The 23,215-nt window shown below is 59.0% G+C and carries 30 protein-coding genes; 11 read left to right on the plus strand and 19 right to left on the minus strand.

The window, feature by feature from the left end:
- Positions 1 to 62 precede the first annotated feature (62 nt).
- The 18 genes from G6L01_RS07305 to G6L01_RS07390 form a co-directional block, all read right to left on the minus strand.
- On the minus strand, positions 63 to 983 hold the full coding sequence (locus tag G6L01_RS07305; RefSeq protein ID WP_070164798.1) for a S49 family peptidase: 921 nt from the start codon (positions 981 to 983) through the stop codon (positions 63 to 65).
- Positions 984 to 993: 10 nt separating this feature from the next.
- Positions 994 to 1,260, minus strand: coding sequence for a hypothetical protein (locus G6L01_RS07310; protein WP_070150693.1), 267 nt, complete (start codon positions 1,258 to 1,260; stop codon positions 994 to 996).
- Positions 1,260 to 2,897 (minus strand): phage portal protein, encoded by a 1,638-nt coding sequence (locus G6L01_RS07315; protein ID WP_070164799.1) that lies wholly within the window; start codon positions 2,895 to 2,897, stop codon positions 1,260 to 1,262. Before G6L01_RS07315 ends, G6L01_RS07310 begins: the two co-directional genes overlap by 1 nt.
- Positions 2,894 to 4,909: a terminase gpA endonuclease subunit gene (locus tag G6L01_RS07320; protein WP_070164800.1), complete on the minus strand. Its 2,016-nt coding sequence runs from the start codon at positions 4,907 to 4,909 to the stop codon at positions 2,894 to 2,896. The genes G6L01_RS07315 and G6L01_RS07320 overlap by 4 nt, the downstream gene beginning before the upstream one ends.
- Positions 4,906 to 5,508, minus strand: a complete 603-nt coding sequence (locus G6L01_RS07325; protein ID WP_070164801.1) for a hypothetical protein — start codon at positions 5,506 to 5,508, stop codon at positions 4,906 to 4,908. The genes G6L01_RS07320 and G6L01_RS07325 overlap by 4 nt, the downstream gene beginning before the upstream one ends.
- Positions 5,509 to 5,750: 242 nt before the next feature.
- Positions 5,751 to 6,380, minus strand: a complete 630-nt coding sequence (locus tag G6L01_RS07330) for a phage tail protein (RefSeq protein WP_070164802.1) — start codon at positions 6,378 to 6,380, stop codon at positions 5,751 to 5,753.
- Positions 6,381 to 6,666: 286 nt separating this feature from the next.
- On the minus strand, positions 6,667 to 7,446 hold the full coding sequence (locus tag G6L01_RS07335) for a hypothetical protein (protein WP_070164804.1): 780 nt from the start codon (positions 7,444 to 7,446) through the stop codon (positions 6,667 to 6,669).
- A gap of 449 nt (positions 7,447 to 7,895) precedes the next feature.
- Entirely contained in the window at positions 7,896 to 9,899 is a 2,004-nt protein-coding gene (locus G6L01_RS07340; protein ID WP_070164805.1) for a phage/plasmid primase, P4 family, read from the minus strand.
- Positions 9,896 to 10,081, minus strand: coding sequence for a hypothetical protein (locus G6L01_RS07345; RefSeq protein WP_345799425.1), 186 nt, complete (start codon positions 10,079 to 10,081; stop codon positions 9,896 to 9,898). The genes G6L01_RS07340 and G6L01_RS07345 overlap by 4 nt, the downstream gene beginning before the upstream one ends.
- Positions 10,078 to 11,343, minus strand: coding sequence for a hypothetical protein (locus tag G6L01_RS07350; RefSeq protein WP_156584058.1), 1,266 nt, complete (start codon positions 11,341 to 11,343; stop codon positions 10,078 to 10,080). Before G6L01_RS07350 ends, G6L01_RS07345 begins: the two co-directional genes overlap by 4 nt.
- On the minus strand, positions 11,340 to 13,547 hold the full coding sequence (locus tag G6L01_RS07355; protein ID WP_174089237.1) for a DNA cytosine methyltransferase: 2,208 nt from the start codon (positions 13,545 to 13,547) through the stop codon (positions 11,340 to 11,342). The genes G6L01_RS07350 and G6L01_RS07355 overlap by 4 nt, the downstream gene beginning before the upstream one ends.
- Positions 13,548 to 13,549: 2 nt before the next feature.
- Positions 13,550 to 13,870: a hypothetical protein gene (locus G6L01_RS07360; protein WP_156584060.1), complete on the minus strand. Its 321-nt coding sequence runs from the start codon at positions 13,868 to 13,870 to the stop codon at positions 13,550 to 13,552.
- On the minus strand, positions 13,863 to 14,351 hold the full coding sequence (locus G6L01_RS07365; RefSeq protein ID WP_156584061.1) for a hypothetical protein: 489 nt from the start codon (positions 14,349 to 14,351) through the stop codon (positions 13,863 to 13,865). Before G6L01_RS07365 ends, G6L01_RS07360 begins: the two co-directional genes overlap by 8 nt.
- Positions 14,348 to 14,782 (minus strand): hypothetical protein, encoded by a 435-nt coding sequence (locus G6L01_RS07370; RefSeq protein WP_156584062.1) that lies wholly within the window; start codon positions 14,780 to 14,782, stop codon positions 14,348 to 14,350. The genes G6L01_RS07365 and G6L01_RS07370 overlap by 4 nt, the downstream gene beginning before the upstream one ends.
- Positions 14,779 to 16,044, minus strand: a complete 1,266-nt coding sequence (locus G6L01_RS07375; RefSeq protein ID WP_081344050.1) for a DNA-methyltransferase — start codon at positions 16,042 to 16,044, stop codon at positions 14,779 to 14,781. The genes G6L01_RS07370 and G6L01_RS07375 overlap by 4 nt, the downstream gene beginning before the upstream one ends.
- Positions 16,041 to 16,868 (minus strand): helix-turn-helix domain-containing protein, encoded by an 828-nt coding sequence (locus G6L01_RS07380; protein WP_156584063.1) that lies wholly within the window; start codon positions 16,866 to 16,868, stop codon positions 16,041 to 16,043. Before G6L01_RS07380 ends, G6L01_RS07375 begins: the two co-directional genes overlap by 4 nt.
- Positions 16,868 to 17,071, minus strand: a complete 204-nt coding sequence (locus tag G6L01_RS07385; protein WP_070164814.1) for a hypothetical protein — start codon at positions 17,069 to 17,071, stop codon at positions 16,868 to 16,870. The genes G6L01_RS07380 and G6L01_RS07385 overlap by 1 nt, the downstream gene beginning before the upstream one ends.
- Entirely contained in the window at positions 17,068 to 17,532 is a 465-nt protein-coding gene (locus tag G6L01_RS07390) for a hypothetical protein (protein WP_070164815.1), read from the minus strand. The genes G6L01_RS07385 and G6L01_RS07390 overlap by 4 nt, the downstream gene beginning before the upstream one ends.
- Positions 17,533 to 17,659: 127 nt before the next feature.
- On the opposite strand from G6L01_RS07390, the gene G6L01_RS07395 reads away from it, so the two are divergent.
- Complete coding sequence (locus tag G6L01_RS07395; RefSeq protein ID WP_156762428.1) at positions 17,660 to 17,977, plus strand: hypothetical protein; 318 nt, start codon at positions 17,660 to 17,662, stop codon at positions 17,975 to 17,977.
- Between the two features lie 64 nt (positions 17,978 to 18,041).
- Positions 18,042 to 18,863 (plus strand): S24 family peptidase, encoded by an 822-nt coding sequence (locus G6L01_RS07400; protein WP_081344051.1) that lies wholly within the window; start codon positions 18,042 to 18,044, stop codon positions 18,861 to 18,863.
- On the opposite strand, the gene G6L01_RS07405 is transcribed toward G6L01_RS07400, so the two are convergent.
- Positions 18,860 to 19,747: a hypothetical protein gene (locus G6L01_RS07405; RefSeq protein ID WP_139190301.1), complete on the minus strand. Its 888-nt coding sequence runs from the start codon at positions 19,745 to 19,747 to the stop codon at positions 18,860 to 18,862. The genes G6L01_RS07400 and G6L01_RS07405 overlap by 4 nt on opposite strands.
- Before the next feature lie 182 nt (positions 19,748 to 19,929).
- On the opposite strand from G6L01_RS07405, the gene G6L01_RS07410 reads away from it, so the two are divergent.
- Genes G6L01_RS07410 through G6L01_RS07450 form a run of 9 tightly spaced genes read left to right on the plus strand, consistent with a single transcriptional unit; the run spans position 19,930 to position 23,208 of the window.
- Complete coding sequence (locus G6L01_RS07410) at positions 19,930 to 20,094, plus strand: hypothetical protein (protein ID WP_156584065.1); 165 nt, start codon at positions 19,930 to 19,932, stop codon at positions 20,092 to 20,094.
- Positions 20,095 to 20,101: 7 nt separating this feature from the next.
- The gene (locus G6L01_RS07415; RefSeq protein WP_070164819.1) at positions 20,102 to 20,290 is read left to right on the plus strand and encodes a hypothetical protein; all 189 of its coding nucleotides are present in this window, start codon (positions 20,102 to 20,104) and stop codon (positions 20,288 to 20,290) included.
- Entirely contained in the window at positions 20,287 to 20,583 is a 297-nt protein-coding gene (locus G6L01_RS07420) for a hypothetical protein (RefSeq protein ID WP_070164820.1), read from the plus strand. The genes G6L01_RS07415 and G6L01_RS07420 overlap by 4 nt, the downstream gene beginning before the upstream one ends.
- Complete coding sequence (locus G6L01_RS07425) at positions 20,580 to 21,278, plus strand: hypothetical protein (protein ID WP_070164821.1); 699 nt, start codon at positions 20,580 to 20,582, stop codon at positions 21,276 to 21,278. The genes G6L01_RS07420 and G6L01_RS07425 overlap by 4 nt, the downstream gene beginning before the upstream one ends.
- Positions 21,279 to 21,294: 16 nt before the next feature.
- Positions 21,295 to 21,732: a hypothetical protein gene (locus G6L01_RS07430; protein ID WP_070164822.1), complete on the plus strand. Its 438-nt coding sequence runs from the start codon at positions 21,295 to 21,297 to the stop codon at positions 21,730 to 21,732.
- Positions 21,732 to 22,097: a hypothetical protein gene (locus G6L01_RS07435; RefSeq protein WP_070164823.1), complete on the plus strand. Its 366-nt coding sequence runs from the start codon at positions 21,732 to 21,734 to the stop codon at positions 22,095 to 22,097. The genes G6L01_RS07430 and G6L01_RS07435 overlap by 1 nt, the downstream gene beginning before the upstream one ends.
- Positions 22,097 to 22,342: a hypothetical protein gene (locus G6L01_RS07440; protein WP_070164824.1), complete on the plus strand. Its 246-nt coding sequence runs from the start codon at positions 22,097 to 22,099 to the stop codon at positions 22,340 to 22,342. Before G6L01_RS07435 ends, G6L01_RS07440 begins: the two co-directional genes overlap by 1 nt.
- Positions 22,342 to 22,818 carry a single-stranded DNA-binding protein gene (locus tag G6L01_RS07445; RefSeq protein WP_070164825.1) on the plus strand — a complete coding sequence of 159 codons (477 nt, stop codon included), beginning with the start codon at positions 22,342 to 22,344 and terminating at the stop codon, positions 22,816 to 22,818. Before G6L01_RS07440 ends, G6L01_RS07445 begins: the two co-directional genes overlap by 1 nt.
- A 45-nt stretch (positions 22,819 to 22,863) precedes the next feature.
- Positions 22,864 to 23,208 (plus strand): hypothetical protein, encoded by a 345-nt coding sequence (locus tag G6L01_RS07450; RefSeq protein ID WP_070150669.1) that lies wholly within the window; start codon positions 22,864 to 22,866, stop codon positions 23,206 to 23,208.
- The last annotated feature ends 7 nt before the right edge of the window (positions 23,209 to 23,215 follow it).

The following is a 23,215-nucleotide window of genomic DNA, read 5'->3' on the forward strand; positions in this document are numbered from 1 at the left end:
CAAGGGGGTGCGATCCCGGAGAAACAATCCCCCGGATCGTGGCAATCAAACTGGTCATGGGATCAACTCCGGTTAACTTCCTTCACGAAGGCGTCGAACGCCTCGATGGGATCGCCGATGGCATCCACCAAACCCATGGCAAGGGCCTGCTTTGCGTCATAAACATCGGCTTCAGACGCCAGCGCCTTCGCCTTGGTGATCCGGTTCTTGCGGCCCTTGGCGACGGTTTCGGCGAATTTGTCGCGCATCTGGTCAGCCTGCGCCTGCCAGCGGTCGGCAACATCGGCGGACAATGGTTCGTAAGGGTTCCCATCCGCCTTTTTCTTGCCGGAGCGGATGATGGTGACCTTGATGCCATCCTGTTCAAGGGCCTGCGAATAATCGGCATGCATGATGATCACGCCAATGGACCCGGCCCCGCCGAATTCCGGCATGACGATGCCCCGCGCCTGCGATGCCAGCAGATACCCCGCCGAATAGGCAAAATCGGTCAGGATCGCCAGGGTCGGCTTTTCCCGCGAAAGCGCCTGCATGGCGGCGGCTGTTTCAAAACCGCCATTCACCTCGCCGCCGAAACTATCGACCTCGAACACCACACCTTTGACACTCGGATTTTTACGCGCCGCCGAAATCTGCGCCTGCAAGCCCTGGTAAGAGGTCTCGCCAGAATTAGAGCCAACCCATCCGCCCTTATGCACGAGACTGCCCTCAATCGGGATGATTGCTACATTATCGATCACGGCGAACGGCAGCAAGTTGGCGCGCTGATAGGCGCGCTCCAGTTGGTTTCCGACCTTACCCGCCAGTGGACGGCCATTGCCGAAAGCAACATGATCCGCAGCGCCCGCCGGGTTGGCGATGACGATGGTATCACCAGCGATCCGGCTGCCCATGCCTTGCAAGAAAGCTTCGGCCTTGCGCGGATCGTAGAGCAACGGTGTGTTGAACACCCGCTGCGCGATATGGCCATAGCGAAAACTCATGACTTTCCCTCTAAAACCGAAGCCGCCAGCGGCGACTAGGCCGCCGTCCGGTGGTCTTTTCCTGGCAAGCGGCAGCAAGCCGGTTCAGTTCAGCGTCGAGCGCTGACAGATTGGCTGATGAAAACACCACCTGGTCGCGGGTTACAGGTGACTGGATCGACATCTGGCTAACATGCTCGCCCGCCAAAGCCCTCAATTTCACCGAATAAAGCGCCTGAAACAGCGCGCAAGGATCGTCCTGATCGACATCGACACCGTTGATCTTCACCAGCGCCATCACGCACCCGCCGTCTGTTCCTGGCTCGCGCCAGATTCATTGCTGCCTGCTGGATCGCTCGGCAAGCCACGCTCGAATGGCGACGGCATGCCAGCATCCTTGTAGCGAGTGTGCCACCAGAAGCGGTTTTCAAACCGCTCTTCGGCATCGCCGCCCAATTCGCTGATTTCCTCGGTCAGATCGCCCGTTCCGTTGGCAATCCGTTCGCTGGCGGCTTTGGCCCGCTTCAAATCGTCGGCTGTTGGCTTGGCCGGGCCGTTGCACAGCGCCCACTGCGCCGCATCGCGGTTCGCACGGTAAACTTCAAGACCGCCCTTGAAGGGAATACGGCCCTCCTCGATCGCCTCATCCAGCCAACTACCGTACGGCACAAGCACATGCGGTGCGGCAATCCTCTGGGTCCGACGCTGGGCAATCGGCCAAAGCGCCGAATTCTCCATCATCGTCGAGGCATAGGTGGCATCCGTGTAATCAAGCGTGTAACCGCCATAGCTGACCCCGAGCCCACGTGCTGTCTCCCGATGCAATGAAGACATAAAGTCTTTATTGTAGGGGCCTGGAGCCGTGATGTTCTTGAATTCAAAATCCTCGCCGGGAGCGAGATGCGAAACACCGGCCCCAGAGCCCATCCGGATTTCCGATTCGGCAGCACGATCCATCTGTGCTCGAAAGTAATCGACAACGTCCTGCGCCATGTCCTTAGCCCCGTCCAAAGGACTGTCTTTGAGGCTTTCAAGCGCTTCAAACACCTCAGCGCTGGGCTTGTCGCTTTTCAGAACCGCCGAATAGATGGTCTGCATGAACATGATCTGCGCCGTGGCATCATCCGTGTTCTCGGCCATCAGATATTTCCGGAAGGTCGGGACCAGAGGGGAAATCCCACGCACATCTTCCGCCGAAAACGGATCGAAGGCATGCATCACAAGCTGTCGTCCATCCGCATCCGCCGCCGCATAGTCCACCGTATAGGTCAGACCGTCCCGGCATTCCTTGAAGCGATAAACCTGCGGGCGACCATAGGCATCGTGGTAGATGCCTTGATAGAGACCACTCATTTCGCTGGTATCCTGCACCAGCTTTTGCGGCGACAGCATAAGCATTTTCGTGCCGGTACGGCAGCCTGGAAGACGCTGCGCACGCGGCAGGTATGAAACCACACCAGTGCTTTCGCCAAAGGCCAACCAGTTGCGCACGCCGACATCGGTCATCTGGGCAATGGTCAGTTTGGCGCGGAAATCGCATTCACGCGGGTTCCAGCTCCATGTCTTCCATTCGGCCTTGACCAGCCGCGTCCACTCGATAGCTTCAAGCGTGTCATAGCCAAACCGTGTTAGATCCGGCTTCGGGTTCAATTGCAGCTCGACACCGATGGTATCGGCCAGGATCTGGTCAGCGGCCCCGCGCAACCGGCCGGAATTCTGCAACATGTCCATGGCAAGGCCCGCCGCCCGCCACCAGATGCGCCGAACCTCGTCACGATGCTCCCGCAAAGACGCCGGACGAGAGGCAATGATACCGGACTGGCTATCGCGCATATAGGCGGACGAAGCGCGCCCGTTGCGGGGCGCACCAGTTGGGCGCACTGCGGGCGCGCTCACGCTGCCCGCCTTCACCCTCACCCGTGGCTTTTCCGTCATTTGCGCTTTTTCCACCTGTTTTCAGTCGGTTTGTCTGCTCTGGCCTGCGCCGGTACCGACGACGCGGGCGCGGTAACCGGTATTTTCTGCGGCTCCGCTGGCCGATCCTCATGCAAGACCTTGTGGCTGACAGAAGACAGCAGGTCCGGCACAATCTCCGGCTCCAGCATTGTTCTCAGTCTTGCCCAATCGCTTGCGCTCATCTTCGAAAGGCCAAGGTGTTCCGCCATGGCCATCGCGTAGATTCTGCAATCGAGAAAGTGGTTATGTTCCCGCCGCTTCTTCCACTCTTCGTGCAGCTTGCCCTTCACCAAAGCCTGATGAAAATATTCCCCGGTGATCTGCTGGAAATATTCCTCGCCAAGCTCCTTATGGAAATGGCAATAGCCGGATGGGTCCTGCGCCTCTCCAGCCGCAAGACCAATCTTGTGCAAATTGCCGTAAAACTCTGCCTTCAATGACCATGTGCCGACCGGCCAGGACATCGCCGAACCGAACCGCTTGCGCTTGCCCCGTTTGGTAACGGTCTTGCGCGACGGCAGGCCGATGGCCGGTAGGCCCCGGCCTGGCTGGCCCTTCGTGGCATAGGCATTCGGATGGCGGCGGCACCATTCCATGACCTGGTTGGTACGCCAGCCAGCATCAACGGCCAGTGCATCGATCTTCCGAAGCACCCCGAACGCATCCGGAAATTCCTGCGAAACGAATTCCTCAAACAGCAGCCAGGCGCCCGCTTGCGGGTTGTCCGTCGCGCCTTCAAAGAATTCGGCGAAGACGTTCCAGCTCTGCCGATCCTCTCCGAAGGCAACGCCTTCGCAGTAGATGCCGTAGCCCTGGACGTCTGCACCGGCCACAAACAGCAGTCCGCCAGATGGGATGACGCCGGGCTTGTAGTCTTCCCGCCGCTCCATCAGCCGCTTGTGGTCCGGTGCGTTGCCCTTCATCTGATATGGCTTGGCCAGGATCAGATTATGGTAGTCCTTCGCGCCGGCCTCACCCTTTGCCTCGTAGCTGATCTTGTCCTCGGCAATCGCCTCGTAGGACATCATCAACGACATGAAGGCGTCGACATGAAAGCCAGGATGACGATCCGGCCCGGAGAGAGACGGAATATACCGCCCTTCCCGCACCGCAGATACCCGCTCCATTTCCGAAATATGATGCCCGCATTTCACGCAACGCATCACAGATTTATGCGGCTGGCCCCGGTTGATCAGAAAGTTCTGATCGTCCTGGACCTGCTCAACACCGCATTCCGGGCATTTGATATGCCAGAATCGCTGGTCCGAACGCCGGAACGAACGGTCGATACGGCAATGGCCAGGCCCCTCGCCCAGCGCATCGCCACTGTCCAGTTCCGGCGTGGACAGCTCAAAAATCTTATAGGTCTTCTGCCTGCGAAACGCCGTGAAGCGACCAAAGAACAGGTTTTCCGGATCAGCGCCATTCGGCAGCATGTTCCATTTGGACACCTCGTCCTTGACGCCGAACCGCGCCGTCTTCGCCGACAGATCCATGACCGTGTTGGCATTGGCCAGATAGATCGCACCGCCGGCGAATTTCTTCTCATACGTGGTTGATCCAACCCCGGAACGGCTGGTCGAGGGATAGATCGTCTCTTTGCCCGTCCGCTTCTGCCAGGCGTCGATCAGCGGCTGAAGCTTGCCGGAGTTGATGTCTTGCAGAGCATCGATGCCCGGCACGCCGTACAGCGCGTTATCCGGGCAGGTCTCGGCAATGTACAACATCCAAGCCAGCGCCAGGATCGAGACCCCGGTCTGTTGCGATTTACGACACGAAACCAGATTGCAAGGATGCTCCTGGCTCAGACATTGCGCCATCTCGACCAGGTATGGCGCATCCGCCGCTGACCAAAGCTCACCCTTTTTCGGCCCGTCCACCAAAACGACATTCTGGGTCAGCCAACGATCAAAGGGCACGGGCGGCGTTGGCCTGATAGCTGTCGCCAACGTGGACGCAACACCACGCAGCGCACCAGGATGAACTGTCACGCTTCCTCTTCCTCGATCAAGGCATCACCGGCCGGCGCTTCGCTGGCAATCGCCTCCAGCTTGTCCGCCATCTCGTTGCCGATCTCAAAAGCGATTTCCCGCAACAAGACCCGCACACCATGCACGCCCTCTTTCGAGACGGCCAAAGCGAGATCGTCCGCCAGATTCGGTAACCGCCGGATAATCGCCTGCAATTCGGCCCCGATGCCGCGCACCGCAGCATCCACGCTGTCTTTGCGCACCAGCTGCCCGCATTCTTCCTGCCGCCGTAGCTTCTCGCGGCCAACAGCCAGCCATTCTTTCTGGCGCCGCGCCTCATCAAAGCTTTCACTTTGCGGCAAAAGCGGCCCAGCATTACCGGGCCTGTCTTCGGACCCAACGCCCCGAATGGGCGCCGAGGCCTTGGCCGGGTTGATATGCCGCGACCGGTAATGGTCATAGTGCGCCAAAGACACCCGCATGACCTGCCCCTGCGGACCACGATCAACCGGCGTTTCCGGCTGGGCTTCCAACATCTTCTTGACCGCCTTGGAAATCGCAGCCTTCGAAACACTGTCCCGCGCCGCAATTTCGGTGATTGACCACATCACATCCGACATCGATCACCATCACCTTTCAGCCGTCAACCCCGTCAACCACCCCCGTTAACCCCGTCAACCCCGTTAACCCAACATTCAAACCTCTGAGACTGCCCGAAACCCGGGCACAAATCTGTTCGTGGGCCTGTCGGGCTGGGGTACGGTCCCTAGACCAAGGGGGGGGTGTGGCAGGGTTGCCACGCCCGGCTCTCGGGGTGGAAATCGATGCAAAATGCAACATTTTGTGCCTTTACGTCATTTTTTTATTCAAAGAAACCAGGGATCAGATACCCGATCTCATGCATGACGCGCGTCGGCAGGTTAGTCTCGACGGTCTCGGTGAAGACCTTGGCGCTTGCACCTGAGACCATCTCGGACGGAATGACCACACCAGAGTTTTGAAGCTCGATAGGGTTGCGACCTTTTCCCGCCCGGCGGAAGACGTGACCGTGAAGGGAAGGCGCATTCACCCGACCAGGGAAACGCCCGCCCTTCATGAATGTGCCGGCGAACAGCGTGCGCTTACCGAACGGGGCAGCGGTCACGCCAGCCTTGGTTTCCCGAGCCTTGAAGTATTTCAGGGCGATATCGCCGCCCCGAGATGTGATCGTGTAGTTGAACGAGGCATCGGTAAACGAGACGATCTCGCCAGTTTCCCGGCTGATACCCGTTCCCGTCGCCTTTCGAACCTTCAACGCCTTCTTGATGACGCCGTATGGCAGTCCGGTCTGCTTTGCCAGTGTGCGACTGACCTGTGTCAGGGCTTTGTCACCGGTATGATTGACCGCACGCTGCAAGACGATCCGCTTTTGCGGGCCATCCAACTTTTTCATGGCGTTTTCCAACCGGTTCATACCGGAGACATCGCCCCAACGGATGGTCAGATCAGCCATAGCAAAAACTCCAGAGTGATCGAGGCGACCGCTGGGCCGCTTATAGATGTTTGGTTCTCCAAGCAGCTGCTATCCCAGAACGGCACCAGACATCATCGCCTCTCACTGAAAGCCGCCATTACAGCGGCGGGGTTCATGGTCGCCTCCATCGGCTGGAAATGCGAAACCCGCCGAGCGTTTCCGCCAGCGGGTTTTTCTTACCTTTTTCAGTGTGTTCAACCTATGTCAAACTTTGGCCGACGTCCATTGACCGCAATTGCGATTATTTCGGTGTATTTTCAATGAACTATGCACATTCCTGCATTTTTTCTTCGCTCGCCCAAGGCTCAAGATCCGGCTCGAAGGGCAGAATTTCATGGGCTAGCAAATCAGTTTGCAGATCGGCGGCGAGGATGGCGAGGGCGGCTTGCCATTGCTGCCATTCCATCCGGTCGAGGATCGCACCCCGGATGGACGATGCAAGCTGGTATTTGTGGTAGGCGCCACGGTGCGGCTTGCGGGCGCGGCGGTTATAGCCGTCCGTTTCGATGGTATAGGATCGACCAAAGGCATCCTTCGATGTTCGCTGGCAAAACCAGCGTGGCGTGCCATCCTTGTCGGCAATCATTGTTTCGCGCGGTTTCGATGCCTGCCAATCGGGGCCACGGTTGAGAATGGCGCATGTGGTGACCAGCGCGGCCACATGACTGCCAGCCAGCCTATCGCCCTTGATCATCACCTCAGCTCTCACGCGCTCAACTTCGGCGGCAACCAGACCATGGTCATCCGGCCATTCGGGAAAGAGGTTCCAGCCTTCTGGAATATCCTGGGCAACAGTAGCCAATTGCCGCACCGCGTCCCCTGCCCGCACTGCGTCCGCGTGCGGCAAGCCATCCTCAATGAAATCGGGGATCACGCCGTACCCGTTCGGGCTGCGGTCAATCATCGTGCCCAAGGCCGCGTATGAGCCGATCATCCCCCAAGACGATGGAATTGAGGCCAGACCGACATTTGATCCAGACCCGACTTTGCAGAGTTCTTTCGTGAAAGCCCAATTCAGAAAGGCTTCAATCGTAATTTTTTTCATTCTCTCACCTCTTATTTGCAAAGTTTGGACAGCAAGGACAGATAACTGGTAAAAAACGGACAGATAAAATCGACAAATGGACAGATAAAATCTAATAAAAACAATAGATGGACAGCTAGGACAGATAAGTTGCGACCTTTAATGATGCGCGCAATACAAACCGCATCATCAATTTCTCATGACACGCATCATCCATGGCAATCCGGTTCTGAAAAAATGCGCGCGAGCGCGCATCACGAAAGGACGGTAATTACCTGTCCTAGCTGTCCATCGTTCATAACATTTTGAAAACGTTGCGCTCTTCCTGTCCGAAGAAAAAAACCTATCTGTCCGTAAGAATGGTTTATCTGTCCTAGCTGTCCACCCCGGACCCTCGGAAGGGTGCAAAAGGCAGGTAGACGCCGCGCTGTCCACCTTGTACCACCGAAGGGTCCGGGCGCGCAACGGCATCAGAAGCCCTCCGGCATGGGTTCGTGGTCTGGATAATGGCCGCCAGGCGCTTCCGGCCTAAATTCATCCCTCACGCGAATGCCGTAGTAGACCGTGCCATTCGACCGTCCACGGCGGAACTGATGCATGCCGCCATCTGGCCCCTTCCAACTCTTGCGGGTTTGATCCGGCAATCGGCGGGTGAATGTGGGCTGATGAAATTCAGACAGCCCCTCGCGCTTCGCATAGCGCTGATAGGCATTGTATAGGTCGAGCGGTGTTTCCTGATCGGCGTCGGCGCCTGTAATATGGCAGGCATGGCGCAAGAACGCGCCGATAGGGTCGCTTTCCTCGCGATACTCGCGTGTCGCGTCCTTAATGCCCTCTGGCTCTTGAAGCCCTGTCTCCAGATAGGCAATCGCCCCCGACACCATCCAGGCGAATATGCCGTTGCGTTCCTCGCGCAATTTGCGCGGCAGGTCGCGGTCTACGTCTTCTTCCGGGATCTGGATCTCCCACGGCACCAGCTTTACGCGCCGCCATATGCCGTCCGAATCGTCCTTGATGATCGGCTTATGGTTGCCGGACAGGATGATTTTGAATTGCGGGATCAGTTCGAAGAAGTCCTGGTTGAGCTTTCGCACCGGGAGTGGTTCGCCACCGGTCAGGGATTTGATCAGCGCGTCCTTGAGCTGCACGCCCATTTCCGGCTCCGAGGCCGCCACCAGGCGCACGCCGGGCAGACGAGCCAGATCGGGCGTGGCCTCGGCGCCAGAGCGGCGCTTTTCGCCGGCGAAACTATCGATCGACATGGACGCGGCATAATCAGCCAGAATATCCACCATCAGATCCACGAAGGTCGATTTACCGTTGCGGCCAGCGCCATAGAAGAACAGCAAGCACTGCTCGCCGGTCATTCCCAACAGGCAATAGCCGAGATAGCGTTGCAGAAAGTTGCGATACTCGACATTCGGCATGACCTGTTTCAGAAAATTGCGAAATGTCGGGCAATCCTCGTCCGGCGTGAAATCCACCTCTGCCATCTTGGAGATCAGGTCTTCCGGCCGATGTTTGTCCATCCGGATTTTCCAGCGCCGCACGCCTTCCACCACCCGGCAATAGAACCGCAGCGTCCCGCTCTGGCAATTCATGGCGTAGAGATCGGTATTCAGATCCTTCACATCCAGCGAGCAGTAAGGCACCGCCTCTTTCAGCATATTGTCGATCTTGGATGTCCCGGCCGCGCTCTTGGCGTGGCTGTGGCGGGAAGACATGCGGCCACGCCGCCCCTCTTCCACCTCGTCCATGGCGTCGACCATCTTTTCCAGTTCGGCATACTCGGCATATTGCTCTGGCGTCCAGGAGGATGTGGCATCCACCATCTTGCGCCGCGCCCGCTCGGCCTGCTGACCGGTTTTGATCCGATCCTTGATTTTCTGATGCTGCACATGGGCTTCCTCTGGCCATTCGGCTTTCGGGTTGCCCATCATCACCTTTTCCCGTTCGGCTTCCTTCATATCGGCGATCAAGCCGTTCAATTCCGCCAATCGATCATCGTCGACGGCCTCGCGCACGGTTGGCGGGCGGCCCATATCCTGCAACTTTTTCGCGGCATCGCGCCCGGCCTCGATAGCCGCCTGTTCCTTGGTTGAGCAATCCAACAGGATCGCCTCATCATCGATCAGCTCGGCAGTGCGATGGGCAAAACGGCGCACCACGGCGCCGGATGCATCTTCCATCCAGCGTTGACCGTCGAACCCATGCCAGCCGACATGCGTCACATGGCGCAAATACCGCCCATATCGGGTCAGCAGCCGGTTGGCATTGCCGATGTCGGTTTCGGGCAGAGCCGCGCATTCTTCGAGGATCTCCGGCCCGGACAGCTCAAGGACTTCTTCGTCCGGTTCCGGCTCATCAATAGGCAAAGGGTCCGGGCGACCGGCATAGGCCTGCCGCTGCGCCGCAGCTTCTTCCAGAATCTTGCGGACGGCCTCCGGCAGATCCGGTTTTTTCGGCTCTGTCATGGCTTGCGGGTCCAGTCACGGTTAAGAAAATGGCGAAAGACATGCCAAGCGCCAAGGGCAATAACCAAAAAGATCACCAGCCCCGGCAAAAGCCCAAAAGCGGAAGCCTTGACGTTTGAGGAAATTAAACCTGCATAGTAGGCCACGAAGAAAAGCCACATACCATTGTTCTTCATCATCATTCCTCCCCTCGCACGGCGGCAAAGGCTTCTGAAAAATCCATTGTGGCGGGCGGATAGACGATCTGGATATCCAGCCCCGGTCGCTCCAGGCGGGCGGCCATGCGGGCGAGGCAGGCGGCGGTTTGTACCGGTTCGCTATCGCCATCGGCCAGCACCAGCAGTTCGGTCACATGGGCGGGAACCTGCATGGCATCGTCCGGCGCCTGGTCCGGCTTTGGCGCCGGACCCTGCACATTGACACGACGCGACCGGCCGATCTTGTCGACCGTCGTCAGCGTCGGGTGTTTGAAATCCGAGGCCGGGTCGCGTGGACCGGCGAGATTGCCGATGTCGCCGGCGGCGAGGTAGAACGTGTCTTCGCGCCAGCCTTCCGGCCCGGCCCAGGCGGCGGGATTTTCAATCCCCTCGCCGACTACCCAGCGCTTGACCTCCGGATTGCCGAACACCGGCAGGATCGAGCCTTTCTTGACGCCGTGCATTTTCTTCGATGACAGCGGTTTTCCCTCGGCATCGAGCAACACCGGGCGGTATTTCGGCTTGTTGGCGAGATTGATCCAGATCTGTTGGCTGCCGGTGATCCGAAAGTCCAGATTGACGAAGGGAATGGACAGTGCCGGGCCGACATAGATCGACATCGGCCGCTTCCATTCGTCGACACCATAATAGGTGGCGCGGGGCAGGAAACGGATATGCTCGAACACGCCATCATGCGGCCAGAAGCCGGTGCGAAACCGCAGGTAACGGCGGATCAGCGCATAGCCTTCCGCCTCACGCTGACCAGCGGCAAGGCAATCCAGGGCATTGAGCCAGAGATTGCGCCCGAGGTTGATGGCCTTCTGGCGCTGCTGATCGGCCTTTGCATCGTTTTCGGCCCGTTTCTTATCGGCCTTGGCGCGGCTATCAGCTGCTCGCTGTTCGCGCGCCAGGCGCTGTTCTTCCGTTTCCTGCTCACCCTCGGCTGGCACCGTCTCACCTAAAGCGTGACCGCAGGCCATCAGAAATTCCGCCCGGTTGCGCAGATCGAGATCGCGCCAGACAGCCGCCAGACCGATCCCATCGCGCCCGCCGCCGCAGGTGCGGCAATTGAAGACATTCTTGGTGCGGTTGACGGAAAACCGATCCGTGCCATCATGGCAGCGCGGGCACGGCCCCTGATATTCGGTGCGGCCTTTGGTTTCACTGATCCCGAGCCGGTCAGCGGCCTCCGAGACGGTGACATCGCGGGCGCGGGTGACGAAATCGTCGATGATGGGGCTGGTCATTCGGCAGCCTCACGCCACACCATCAGCTCCGGGCAATTTGCGGCAACGATGGCAGCATAGGGCGGTGGCGAAACGCTGTTGCCGACGCATGAGACCTGCACGCTCTTCGGGAAGCTGACCCAGACGGGATCACCACCCGATTCGGGAACGGACCATCCGCCATCAATGACGTAATCGGGAGGGAAACCCTGCGCATTGTAAAGCTCGCGCGGGGTCAGCATTCGAATGCCGATATCGACGACGACATAGGTCTGTTCGCCGATATCAAGCGTTACGAATTCGCGATCATCCCAAAAGCTGTAGGACCGCAGAAAGGCCGCAACCTGCCGCGCCCGGTCTTCCTGATCGGCCGTGAACGGCGGCACAGAAATACCAGCCTCAACATGGCCGAAGCGATCTTTGACCGTTACGGTGCGCATTGGGTCATCATGGCGGGCGCCATCACCCATTCCGTAATATGACTGGAGATAAGGCGTCACCAGTTGCGATTTCCCACCGCCATCCGCCATAACCGTCGCCGCAGGCTCATCAATGCCGTGGCCAGTCGATGTTCCGAACTGCCGGGCGATGAAGGCCGAAACCGCGCCCTGCTGCGCACCGGTCTGCGTCACTGTTGAAAGAGGCTCTTCCGCCGCCCTGCCCGGGTTGACGCCACCCACGCGGCGGCTGTCGTTATTGTGCTGGGCGATAAATGCCGCAGCAACACAGGCATCGGCCTTGGTGGTTATGGTCGCCATCGGCTCATCACCGCTACGCGGGCGGCTTTGACCGGCCCGGCCACCGCAACCGACCAGCGACGGAATGATGACGGCATTCTGATCTTTCGCACTGGCACAGATTGTGTGGTGCGGTGCGTCGATAGGCCGGACAGCGCCGCCCTGTTGTGCGTGGGTCAGGACAGGGGCAACAACGGAAAGGCCAGCGCCACCGGCGGTTATCGTATGGGTCGGTTCATCTGCCCCGTTGAAAGGCTTGCCTGAGTTGCGCATGGTCATGACATGCGGCGCGATCAGCGAATGCCGATTTTCAGTGGGGATTGTCGCAATCGGCTGAGAAAGATCGGCGACACGCTCCGACCTGCCATCCGTGTGGCTGTAGTATGAGGCGAGATGCGGGGCGACAATTGCGTGGGAAATCCCGCCGCTGGTGACGGTTCCCATTGGATCATCCAGCGGATATTCCCGCCTTCCACCGCTATAGCCATGCGCGACCGACACGAGATGCGGGGCAACGACCGCCTTTTCACCACGGTTTGCGCCCGTGATCGTCTTGAACGGCTCGTCAACATCCTCAAGGCGTGCGCCATGGGTCAGATTGACAAGGAACGGGCGCTCGGCATCGAGAACATAGCGCTTCATGCCCCTCGCCACACGGGCCATGGTCGCATCCGCCAAAGGCCGCACGGCCCGCAGACGGTGCTTTGCAAAGATCTGCTCTGCCGTCTCGAAAATCGACGGGCATGGCAGCGACCAGTCAATGCATTCTGCGGCGGTGCGCCATGGCAGTTTCGTGCCAGAGAGAACATCGGGATCACCAGGTGCGCCGTGTGTCGGCTCTGGCCAGACAATCGGCTTGCCGTCAAACCGGATCACCAGGAACAACCGCTTGCGGATCGTCGGCGCGCCAAAGTCGCAGGCCCGGATTTCACGGAATTCCATCTTGCCGCCGAGCCTCTTGATGGCCTTGCTCCAGGCGGCAAAGGTTTCGCCGCGCCGCTCAGGGTCGGGCATCAGACCCTTTTCGGTTTGCAGCAGCGGCCCCCAATCCTTCCATTCCTCGACATTTTCCATGGTGACGACATCGACCTTGCCGCCACTTTTCTGGATGCGCTCGATCCAGCCGGGAATGATCCAGGCGAGATCGCGGATATTCCGCTCGACCGGTTTGCCGCCCTTTGCCTTGGAGAAATGTTTGCAGTCGGGACTGAAATGCATGAGCCCGATGTGCTTGCCCCGCATATGGTCCAACGGGTCGACCCGGTAGACATTTTCGGACAGGTGCAGCGTTTCGGGATGGTTGGCCGCATGCAGCGCCAGCGCCGCCGGGTTGTGGTTGATGGCAATGTCCGGTGATCGGCCCAAAGCCATTTCAATGCCGGTGGATGCACCGCCGCCGCCAGCAAAACTGTCCACGATCATCGGGCGACCGGCTGTCAGCGCAGGTGCAGAGGTGGAGGCGCGGAAATCGTCCGGCAAAAAGCTCATATTCATGATACCACCTCCCCACGGGAACCGTGCTCCCCACGCAATTCGCGCAATTCCTTAAAGCCGATTCTCCGCAACCGGCCGCTGGCCAGCAGGCTTTGCGCCAGGTCTTTCAGCCGCACGTCTTCCCGGCCGAACAGATTGAAATCGATCAGGCAGGCCGTGCCTTCGTGCCAGCCACGCAGGCCTTCCGGGCAGGTGATGACGCGCAGCGCGCGGCCATCGCCAAGGCGGCCACGCGGCACCTGCCAGGCATCGCAGGTCTTCGCCGCCGCATCCCGGTTGGGGGCGATGATCAGGGTGATTTTTCGGTCCTCACCCATCGGCCGCCTCCAGCGCAATGGCCGCAATGGCAAGACGACCGGCGTCGGTGACCGACCATGTGCTTTGACGCGGGCCTTTGCCGGCGCGAAGGCAGACGATCAGTCCGCGTTCCTTCAGGCTTTCCAATATCCAGCGCACCGAACCTTTGGTCAGGCCCGCCCGACGCTCCATTTCAGCATGAGGCATGCTGATCGGCCCATCTTCGGCACAAAACAGCCGCAGGATTTTCGAGGCGGGCGCAGAGAGATCGTCATCATCGCTTCGTTCGCAGCGGTTGCGTTCCCTCTGGTCTGGCATATTGACCTGATGGCGCGCCGCGCCGATCCGCTGCATGCCATCACCTTTCAAGCCCGTGGCACCGGCCATTTCCGACATTTTTTCAAACATCAGGCGGACGCAAAGCGTCTGATCTGCGGGGGAAAGGCTTGCGAATTTTACCGGGGACAAAGAACAAGGCCCGAAGAGATCCAGTGCGATCATGACCACCTCGATTTTCTGGGAAGGGAAGACGCGGCGGCCTGGTCCGGATGACTGGCCGCCGAGGGAGAGGAAACCGGCGCGGAGGGTGCGGGTGACGGCTCCGTTGGTGTGGCCGGCGCATCGACGGCCCACCGCTTGTCATGCCAGGCTTGAAGCGTGGCCACATGGGCGGCATAATCCATGTCGAATTTCCGCCGCTGGCGCTCTTCGCGCCAGATCTGTTCAAACAGATCGCCGTAGCCGTACCATTGGTTGATCACCTTGGCGTCGGTCGGGATCGCCGGGATCCCCGAGACATCACTGACGATCCGCGCCCATGCAGGCACCAGCTCCAGATCGCAATGAAAGAGATCGATGGCTGCCGCCTGCGGTTTGTTGGTGACGACGTAGAGGCCGGGCGCGGCAGATGGCTTGACGCTGGCGCTGCTCACTGGGCTGCCTCCACAAAGAGAGGGAGAACACCAATCGGGTCTTTCCGCTTTCGCTGGACCCGCCATTCATCTTCAATCCGAGATTTTGCAATTTCTGCGTATTCTGCATTCAGCTCGATCAGCGCCGCGTTTCTGCCATGTCTGAGAGCGACCAGCGCCGTCGTGCCAGCGCCGCCGAATGGGTCGAGGACGAGACCACCCTTTGGGCAGCCTGCCAAAATGCAACGTTCGGCCAGCTCAGTTGGGAAGGTTGCAAAATGCGCCTCAGAGAAAGCCTGCGTTGCCATCTCCCAAACGGTCAGCGGCGCTGGCTCATAATTGCGAAGATACCGACCATTACCCCGTCCCAGCTCATCGAGACCGGTGTGGTTGATTTGTCCTTGGTGACGCGGCGTTACCTCCAGGATCTTTCCTGATTCGCGACCACGACGATGGCGAGAGCCATGGGCACCCTCGCCAGATTCCCATCCATCTGGCATCTTGATTTTGCTGGGAGCTCGGCGCTGGTTCTCCGGGATCGCCTGTCCAAGGCTGTGGCGGTTATGTTCATTACCGGTTAAACCCGGAGCGCCGCCTTGTTTGACGACTTCGGCATCATAAAAAGACCCTATGCGTAACCATCGGGCGCCATCCCGCTTCGGGTCCGTCACCAAGCCGCAACGCTCCGACAAGTCTGGGAAAAATGAGACTTCCCCTGTGTCGCGTGCTCGCCAGACGTCACCGTCCGCCGTTTTCGTCAGCATGAAGATCTTTTCATGCGCCGTGGATGGACGATAAGCACCGGAACTATCGGGCATAGGGTTTGTCTTGCCCCAGATGATTTCAGACCGAACCCACCACCCGGCATCCTGCAACGCAATCGCGAGGCGGTTGGGAATCATGCACAGGTCTTTTGCCTTGATACCGCCGCCAACCGTCGAGAATGGCTTATCGCGGAACGTACGGTCATCATTGCCGGCGGTCTTGGTATCCGCTGCGCTCCGACCATTTGGCGCTGCGGCATAACAATCGCCGTAATTGATCCAGCAGGTTCCAGTTGGCTTCAGAACCCGTCGCACTTCATCAAAAACCCCGACCATCACGGCAAGATGTTCGGCTAATGTCGGCTCAAGACCGATTTGGCCTTCAACGCCATAATCCCGCAAACCCCAATAGGGCGGCGACGTCACAACGCAATCGATGCTGTCGGAAGTAATGGTGCGAAGCACCTCCAGGCAATCGCCAGGATACAAGGTCACGCGACCATCGAGAAAGGTGATCATGCCACGTCACCCCGCACCAGCTGATAGAATGTCGGCTGACCGCCGCGCTTGCCTTGCCGTGCGACCTCAAGAAACCCGCGCCGCGTCAGCGATTGGAGGATTTCGTGCGTACGCCAGCGTTCGGCACTGAGGGTTTCGGCGATCTGGTTGGTTGAGAGTTCCACCGGCCCGGGCGGCTGATTGGCAAACCACTCCAGAAAGCGGCGTTGCGTGGCCCCGAGCCTCGAGGGCGGGCGTTGCGCCGCTTTGGCAGGCTGTTCGGCCACGACGGCAGGCACGCGCACGAAGGCTTGCGGCGGGTCGCCGTCGAACACCGCGTCAATCAGATCGGCGGCGACGACTGCCTTCAGCAGCGCCAGCGCCACATGCTGCGGCAGGCAATCATGCTGCTCGGCCTTGGCATGCAGGGCAGAAATCACCAATTTGTCGTAAACGGTCACGCCCAACGAGCGCTGAAACCCGCTATGCTCAGGCAACGCAATAGGGGCGATCTTTTCGCGGCCACCCCGTGACACCTCGATCCAATAGCCCTGGAAACGCCGCGACAGAATCTCGATCCCATGATCGGACAACCGCGCCCGCAGCTTTGAGACATGAGCATGGATGGCACCATCGGCATTTTCCGGCTCGTCATCGATGTCATAAACCAACTGGACCAGCATGCTGGGCGAAACAGTGCGCCCCTTGGCATCCCAGAGCGCTTCGAAAATCTGCGCTTCGCGGCGCACAAGCCGCACGCTCCAGCCATCGCCGGAGACGACACCAGATCCGGCGTCAAACGTCACCGATGCAGGCTGATCAAGAACCGCTTCCGCCTCGACCATCACAGCAGATCCCTCCGCACTTCCGCGACAATTTCCGCGCAGCGAATGCAGTGTTTTTCGATCACCTCGGCCATTGTCAGCGTCGATCTACACTTCCGGCAGGTGCGCCGATCCATCGGCGGGTTGGGCGCAAAGGCAGCCACGTTGATTTCGTGGTCATGGCGACGACGGGCGTCGTGAAGCTTCTGTTCAACCGGGGTCATACGCTTGCCCCCGCCTTGGACATGATTTCACGCACTTTTTTGATGACCCGCTCACCTTCGCGGCCGATATCGCGGGCCTCACCCGTGGAAATATGTCCATCGTCCAAAGCCTCGACGACGGCGGTCTTGAGCGCGGCGGCAAAGCTGTCCATGGTCAGCAGATCAATAAAACCAAGCCCGGCAGGAACAGCTTCCGGCTCGTCCTTGACCAGGCGATACCCCTGCAACCGGGCCAGCTGCTCGGTAATCACCGGTGAACCGGCCTCAAGATCGGCTTCCAGCACGATATCTAGCGGCATGAACTTTTCCGCATTGTCCTCGGAGGTGCTGGCATAGTTGGACAGCGGCGCCTTGCCGACGCGCGTGGTGTGCTGAAAGCATTCCGCCGTGCCCGCCATCTGGACTGCGCGGCGGGTGGCGCCCTTCAAGGCGGCGGCCTGATCTTTGTTAATTGCGCGCACGTTTCCCTCCTCAGAAGTCAAGGATATTTTTTGCCGATTTGTTTTCGTGAACTGCCCCGCGCAGGCGGATAAAACCGCAACAGAAACAGGGGCTTAACTTTAGAACTTACTCATTTGCGAGGCCGATATGACCCAGACAAAACCTCCTGCCGAAACCAGGAACCCCCAGCCCCGGCAGGAGAGCCGCACAACGACCGGGGAACCCCAATCCGGCGGCAAGATTGCGCCGGGAAACGACCAGACCCGACGCGGGAGGAACGGAAAGCGGGGCGCTTCATTCGGCGACCTCCGGGACAAGAGCTTGATCTGGACGGGTAACGCCATCTGGCCAAACCAGATCAGCGGGCCAACGGTCAGAAAACCACTGCATGGCACGCTCAAATGTTCCGGTCGTCACATCGGCCCGGCCATCCGCAATAGCGTCAAGGGTCGAGCCTCGATTTAGCACCAACGTCGAAATGCGCTGGCGACCAACGCCGCGAGACGCAGCATAGGTATCGGAAATCAGAATGAGCTTTTCGCGCAATGTCATCATGGTCACGAAGGATACGGAACGTTTTCCGCATCGTCAACGGAATTCTTTCCGTCTTACCGAAAAACAAAACGCGGATAGTATTCCGCTCATGACCGAAAGCATTCAGCAGCGCATATCGAAACTCATCCAATCCACCGGGAAAGGCCCGCAGTGGGTGTCGAAGGAGATTGGCCTGGACAAGGAGACGCTGCCGAAGCTCCTCAGAAAGCCCGATCAGGTGCCGAGCATGCGGACAATCGCCGCCTTGGCGAAATTCTTTGATGTCACCGAGCAGTTCATCATGCACGGCAAAGCCGGCGATGAAGTGCAGGCGGTAAAGGAACAGGACGCTGCGCAGCCGGAAGTCTCCAGCGTCCAGGCCACGACCTCTGCGCCTCAAACAATGGCAATGGACGTTCCAGTCATGGGGACCGCCGCAGGGTCTCTCGTCAGGGGCGCGTTCAAGCTTGAACCAGGTGTCGTCGACTATGTCCGCCGTCCGCCAGCTTTGATGGGCGCGCGCGATATCTATGCCCTGTACGTCGAAGGGTCATCGATGGAGCCGCAGTTTTTCCCGGGTGACCTGATTTATCTCAACCCTCACCGCCCAGCCAGAGCAGGCGATGTCGTCGTCGTCCAAAGCAAAACCAGCGACCACATCGATGTCGAGGCATCGCTCGGAGTTTTCCTGCGAAAGACAGAGAACCATGTCGTCATCGGCAAGCACAATCCTGCCAAATCGGAGGTGAGCCTCCCAAGGGAATTCGTTGTCAGCATCCATCGCGTCTTGAGCGTCAACGAATTGCTTTCGTCTTAATGCGGTGATGTGCTTATCACTTTCAGCAAAATCAAAATGCCGGAGCCAATGGCCAGAAACCACCAAACTGGTAGGCTCTTCGCAGGTGGATGGCTAATTATGCCCTTATTTTGCGGGCTTTGGGCTGCCTGACTGGAAAGCCGGGCTTGGCTTTGCAAAACCTCTGCCACATGACGCTGGACAGACAATTCTATTTCAGCACTTACAGGCTCAGGCCTGACCGGAGCATGGCCAATCACGGAAAGAGCAGCCCGAACCTTTTGGAAGGCGCGGGTTCTCATACTTTCGCCTTGATGCCCTTTGTAGACCCCAAACCACCGAAATCCACAGACTGAATTCCGACAAACGCGCCTTAGGACAGGAAGCCATTCCGGGTCAGCCATCAAGTCCTGAGCGACACTCTTCAGTTTTGGATCGTCAGGCGCAAAGCCACCACCCGGTACGCCATGGTAAAGCATGTGGCGAGAAACCCTCCACACGAACCAGATGGTCATATCCATCCACGCCTCTCGGTGAAGCAGGTGGTTAAAAATGCGCTGGTACACCATCGGCTTCGATGCATAGCGCGTCACTTCAACGCGGAAAAGCGCGGCAACATTCATATCCGTCTTATTGATCGCAAGCTGCTTCCTCAACGTGGCATCAGTGAGATCGATGGCCTCATCCCTTGACAACCCGCGCGGCGCATCAACGCCTAAACCTTTTAGATAGGCGATCTGCGCCTCGGTCGCAGGCTCTGGCGGAAGCAATTGCGCCACCACACTCCCGTCAACAGCCTCACCCTTGCACGTCTCACAGGCGTCCGCCTCGTCAAAGGCCTTCACATTTCTGCTGTTGTGCTTACCGGTTTTTGTCGAGACGAAACCGACTCTGTAAATTGGCACGGAATACCCTCTCCCAACAAAAAACGGAATTCCTTCCGCACTCCCCGTTGACACGGAATTCATTCCGCATCATATTCCGTTTCATCCACCGCAACCACACGGTGGCTACCCCGAGGCCCGCCGCCATTGCCCTACAGATCCACCGGGCGGCGGGCACCCGGACCTTCAACGGGGAACAGATCATGTCTTTCAAATCACTGCAATTGGTGATGGTGCCTTTTTGCGTCCCTTCGCCCGCCACCCGCTTTGACCTGCGCCGCATCGGCGCTTTCATCGCCCGCCACCAGATCGCTTTCATGCTGCCCTGTGCTTGCGCTATCGGCTTCATGATCGCTTGCAGCGTGTGAGGCGGCCATGACACCGCAAGAGCAAGACGCCCTGATCCGCGAGAACTACACCCTGAAAATGGCCCTTGTCCGCACATTCAGGGAAATCGACCCCTGCACGATGATCGACACCAACACGCCGATCAAAGAGCTGTGCGATCTGCCCTTCACGCTGCGCAATCAACTGCGACTGCTGACGCTGGAGGTTGCGCGATGACGCCTGACGTCTTGATGCAGGTTTACGGCCTGATCCTCCTGGTGATCTGCTGTTTCGGATGGATACTGTATTTGTGGAATTCAAACAGCACGTTGCGTAGGGCTCATGTGGACGACCGCGTCCGCCGTGTCAGCGCCGAGGCCGCCCTTTCCTTTGCCGCCAATCTGCCTGCGCACGACCGGGCAGAATTCATCTGGCAATACCATTTCGGCGGGACGCCTGCCGTTGGCTACCCGGCTTGGCCGCAATTTCTCCAGGCGCGCATCAACGTTGCGCTGGACAATCGCTCATGACCCGCCTCGCCCGCGCCCCGGTTTCGTCTTTCCGCGCCGATGGTTCGCTGCTGGATATGGTTGCGCCTGATGTCGGAGAGGTCTGCATCTATAAGATGGCCGCAGGCCTATCGCGCATCAACCGTTACAATGGCGTGCCGGAAGCGGGCGGGTTTAGCGTTGCCCAGCACAGCGTTATGGGCACCGAGGCGCTGCTGCACGAGCGCGTCGATCCCATCGTGGCCGCGCTATTTTTGCTTCACGATGGCCATGAATTCGTTGTGGGGGATTGGACCCGCCCGGCGCAAGACGCGCTGGCCGCAATCATCACCCAGCAGACGGCGGACCCTGCCTATGCCGTCGCCTTCCGCCGCGCCATGCAGACCCTGAAAACCGGATGGGACACGGTGATCTATACCGCGCTTGGCCTGCCCGCGCCTGCCGCATGGCGCAACAATCACCGCAAGCTGGTCCACGACATGGACCTGATGATGCTGGGTGCCGAGGCGCGCGCGCTGTTTCTGCGCGGCCAGGAGCTTTACCCCATCGGCAAATACCCCCAGCCGAAGCTGAAGGGCGCGATCACCCCATGGGGTCCAGCCAAGGCCGAAGAGGCCTTCATCAAACTCGCCATCCGCCTGATCGGCCAGGACCGCATAGACGCCTGCCGACTGGCCCACCTCGCCCATATTTCCAAGCCGGCCAAGGGCCGGTGAACTGGAGGAGTTTTTTATGTCCAGAATCTACCTTGCATCCAGCTGGCGGAATACGTCGCAGCCGCTAGCCGTCCAGACGCTGCGCAACGCAGGTCACTTTGTCTACGATTTTCGAAACCCGCCAAACGGCGTCAAGGGCTTCGCGTGGTCCGAAATCGATCCTGACTGGCAGGCATGGGATGCGAAGAAATACCGCGACCTACTGACCACCCATCCTACGGCTGCACTCGGCTACATGAATGACTTCCGAGGCATGGAGTGGGCAGACACCTGCATCCTGCTCCTACCCTGCGGACGTTCGGCACATCTGGAAGCCGGATGGTTCGCCGGTCGCGGCAAGCGCCTGATCATCTGGACCCGCGATGGCGAAGAGCCGGAACTGATGGCACTGATGGCGAACGCAATCTGCACATCGCTGGACGAAGTGCTGAATGCCTTGGAAGGCGGTGCGTGATGGATAATCAACGCATAGCGCCACCCTTCGAAGGCCAGCAATTTACCAGCTTTCAGCAGTGGGTGAACAAAGCATCTTCCTGGCTAACCTGCCATCCTGAATACAGGAATACCGAGCATGGCGAAGGGAAAGGCTGGCGCGGCAATCATTTCACAGCGATGTGCTTTGATAGCATCGGTCGCCGTATGCGCTGCGGCGCTGATTTACACCGCGCCGATGCGGAGGGAACTTTCCCTGTCTGGTGGGTTTGGCCCGATCAGATTTGCGAGCTTGTAGCGCGCGTTTCCGACCTTGCCGCACACGGTAAGCTATCGATGGGAATTGGCGAAAAAGCCACCAATCCATCAGAATCGGCAGATGCGTGATGGCCTATTTTTCCAACGCATCGGAGGGGATGGGCTACGTCGAAGAGCATTGCTCTCGCTGCGTCCACGACGAAGGCTGCCCGGTCATGGAAGCCCACCTGCTGTTCAATTATCGGGAATGCAACAATCCCGACAGCATTTTGAACATGCTCATCCCGCGAGACGGAATCGTCAATCAGCGCTGCAAAATGTTCATTGAGAAGAAGGCGGTCGGTGACCTGTTCGCAGAAACGGCAGGTGCATAATGGCCGGTTCCGTCAACAAAGTCATTCTCATCGGCTACCTCGGCGCCGATCCGGAAATTCGCCGCACCCAGGACGGCAAGCCGATTGCCAATCTGCGGGTGGCCACATCCGAGACCTGGCGCGACCACACATCCGGTGACCGCAAGGAAAAGACCGAGTGGCACAGCGTGGTGATTTTCACCGAAGGTCTCTGCAAGGTTGCCGAGCAGTACCTGAAAAAGGGCGCTCACGTCTACATCGAGGGCAAGCTGCAAACCCGCAAATGGCAGGACCAGAGCGGCAACGACCGCTACAGCACCGAGATCGTGCTGAACGGTTTCAACGCCACCCTGACCATGCTGGGCAGCAACTCTTCCAACCGCCCGCCCGCCGCCGATAGCCCGGATGATTACGGCCAAAGCCGCGACACCGGCAGCCGCGCTGCGCCTGCTGGGCGCGACTTCCGCGACGATATGGATGACGAGGTGCCGTTCTAGCACCGAGCATTCTAGCGCCTTCCCAACCCCGAAAGGACCAATCCGATGAAAGTCATAAATGAAGCCAGCGTGTTGCTGGGTGTGCTCGAACAGGGGGAGTTGAACACTGACCTGTCACGCACACTGAAAGAGGTCATCACCATTCTGCACGATCTCTCGCAGGAAAGCCCGAAGACGAAATTCAAGGGCGAAGTCAGCCTGATCATGAAGTTCGAAATGCACAACGACATGGTCAACGTCAGCAACGAGATCAAGACAAAGACGCCGAAGGTGCAGCGCCGGGGCGATGTCTTCTGGGCAACGGATGAAGGTGCGCTTTCCACCGAACATCCCAGCCAGCGCGACATGTTCGGCGGCCCGCGCGTCATCGAAAGCACACGCCAGAACTGACCCTTTC

The organism is Agrobacterium vitis (genome assembly GCF_013337045.2).
GTDB classification, from domain to species: domain Bacteria; phylum Pseudomonadota; class Alphaproteobacteria; order Rhizobiales; family Rhizobiaceae; genus Allorhizobium; species Allorhizobium vitis_B.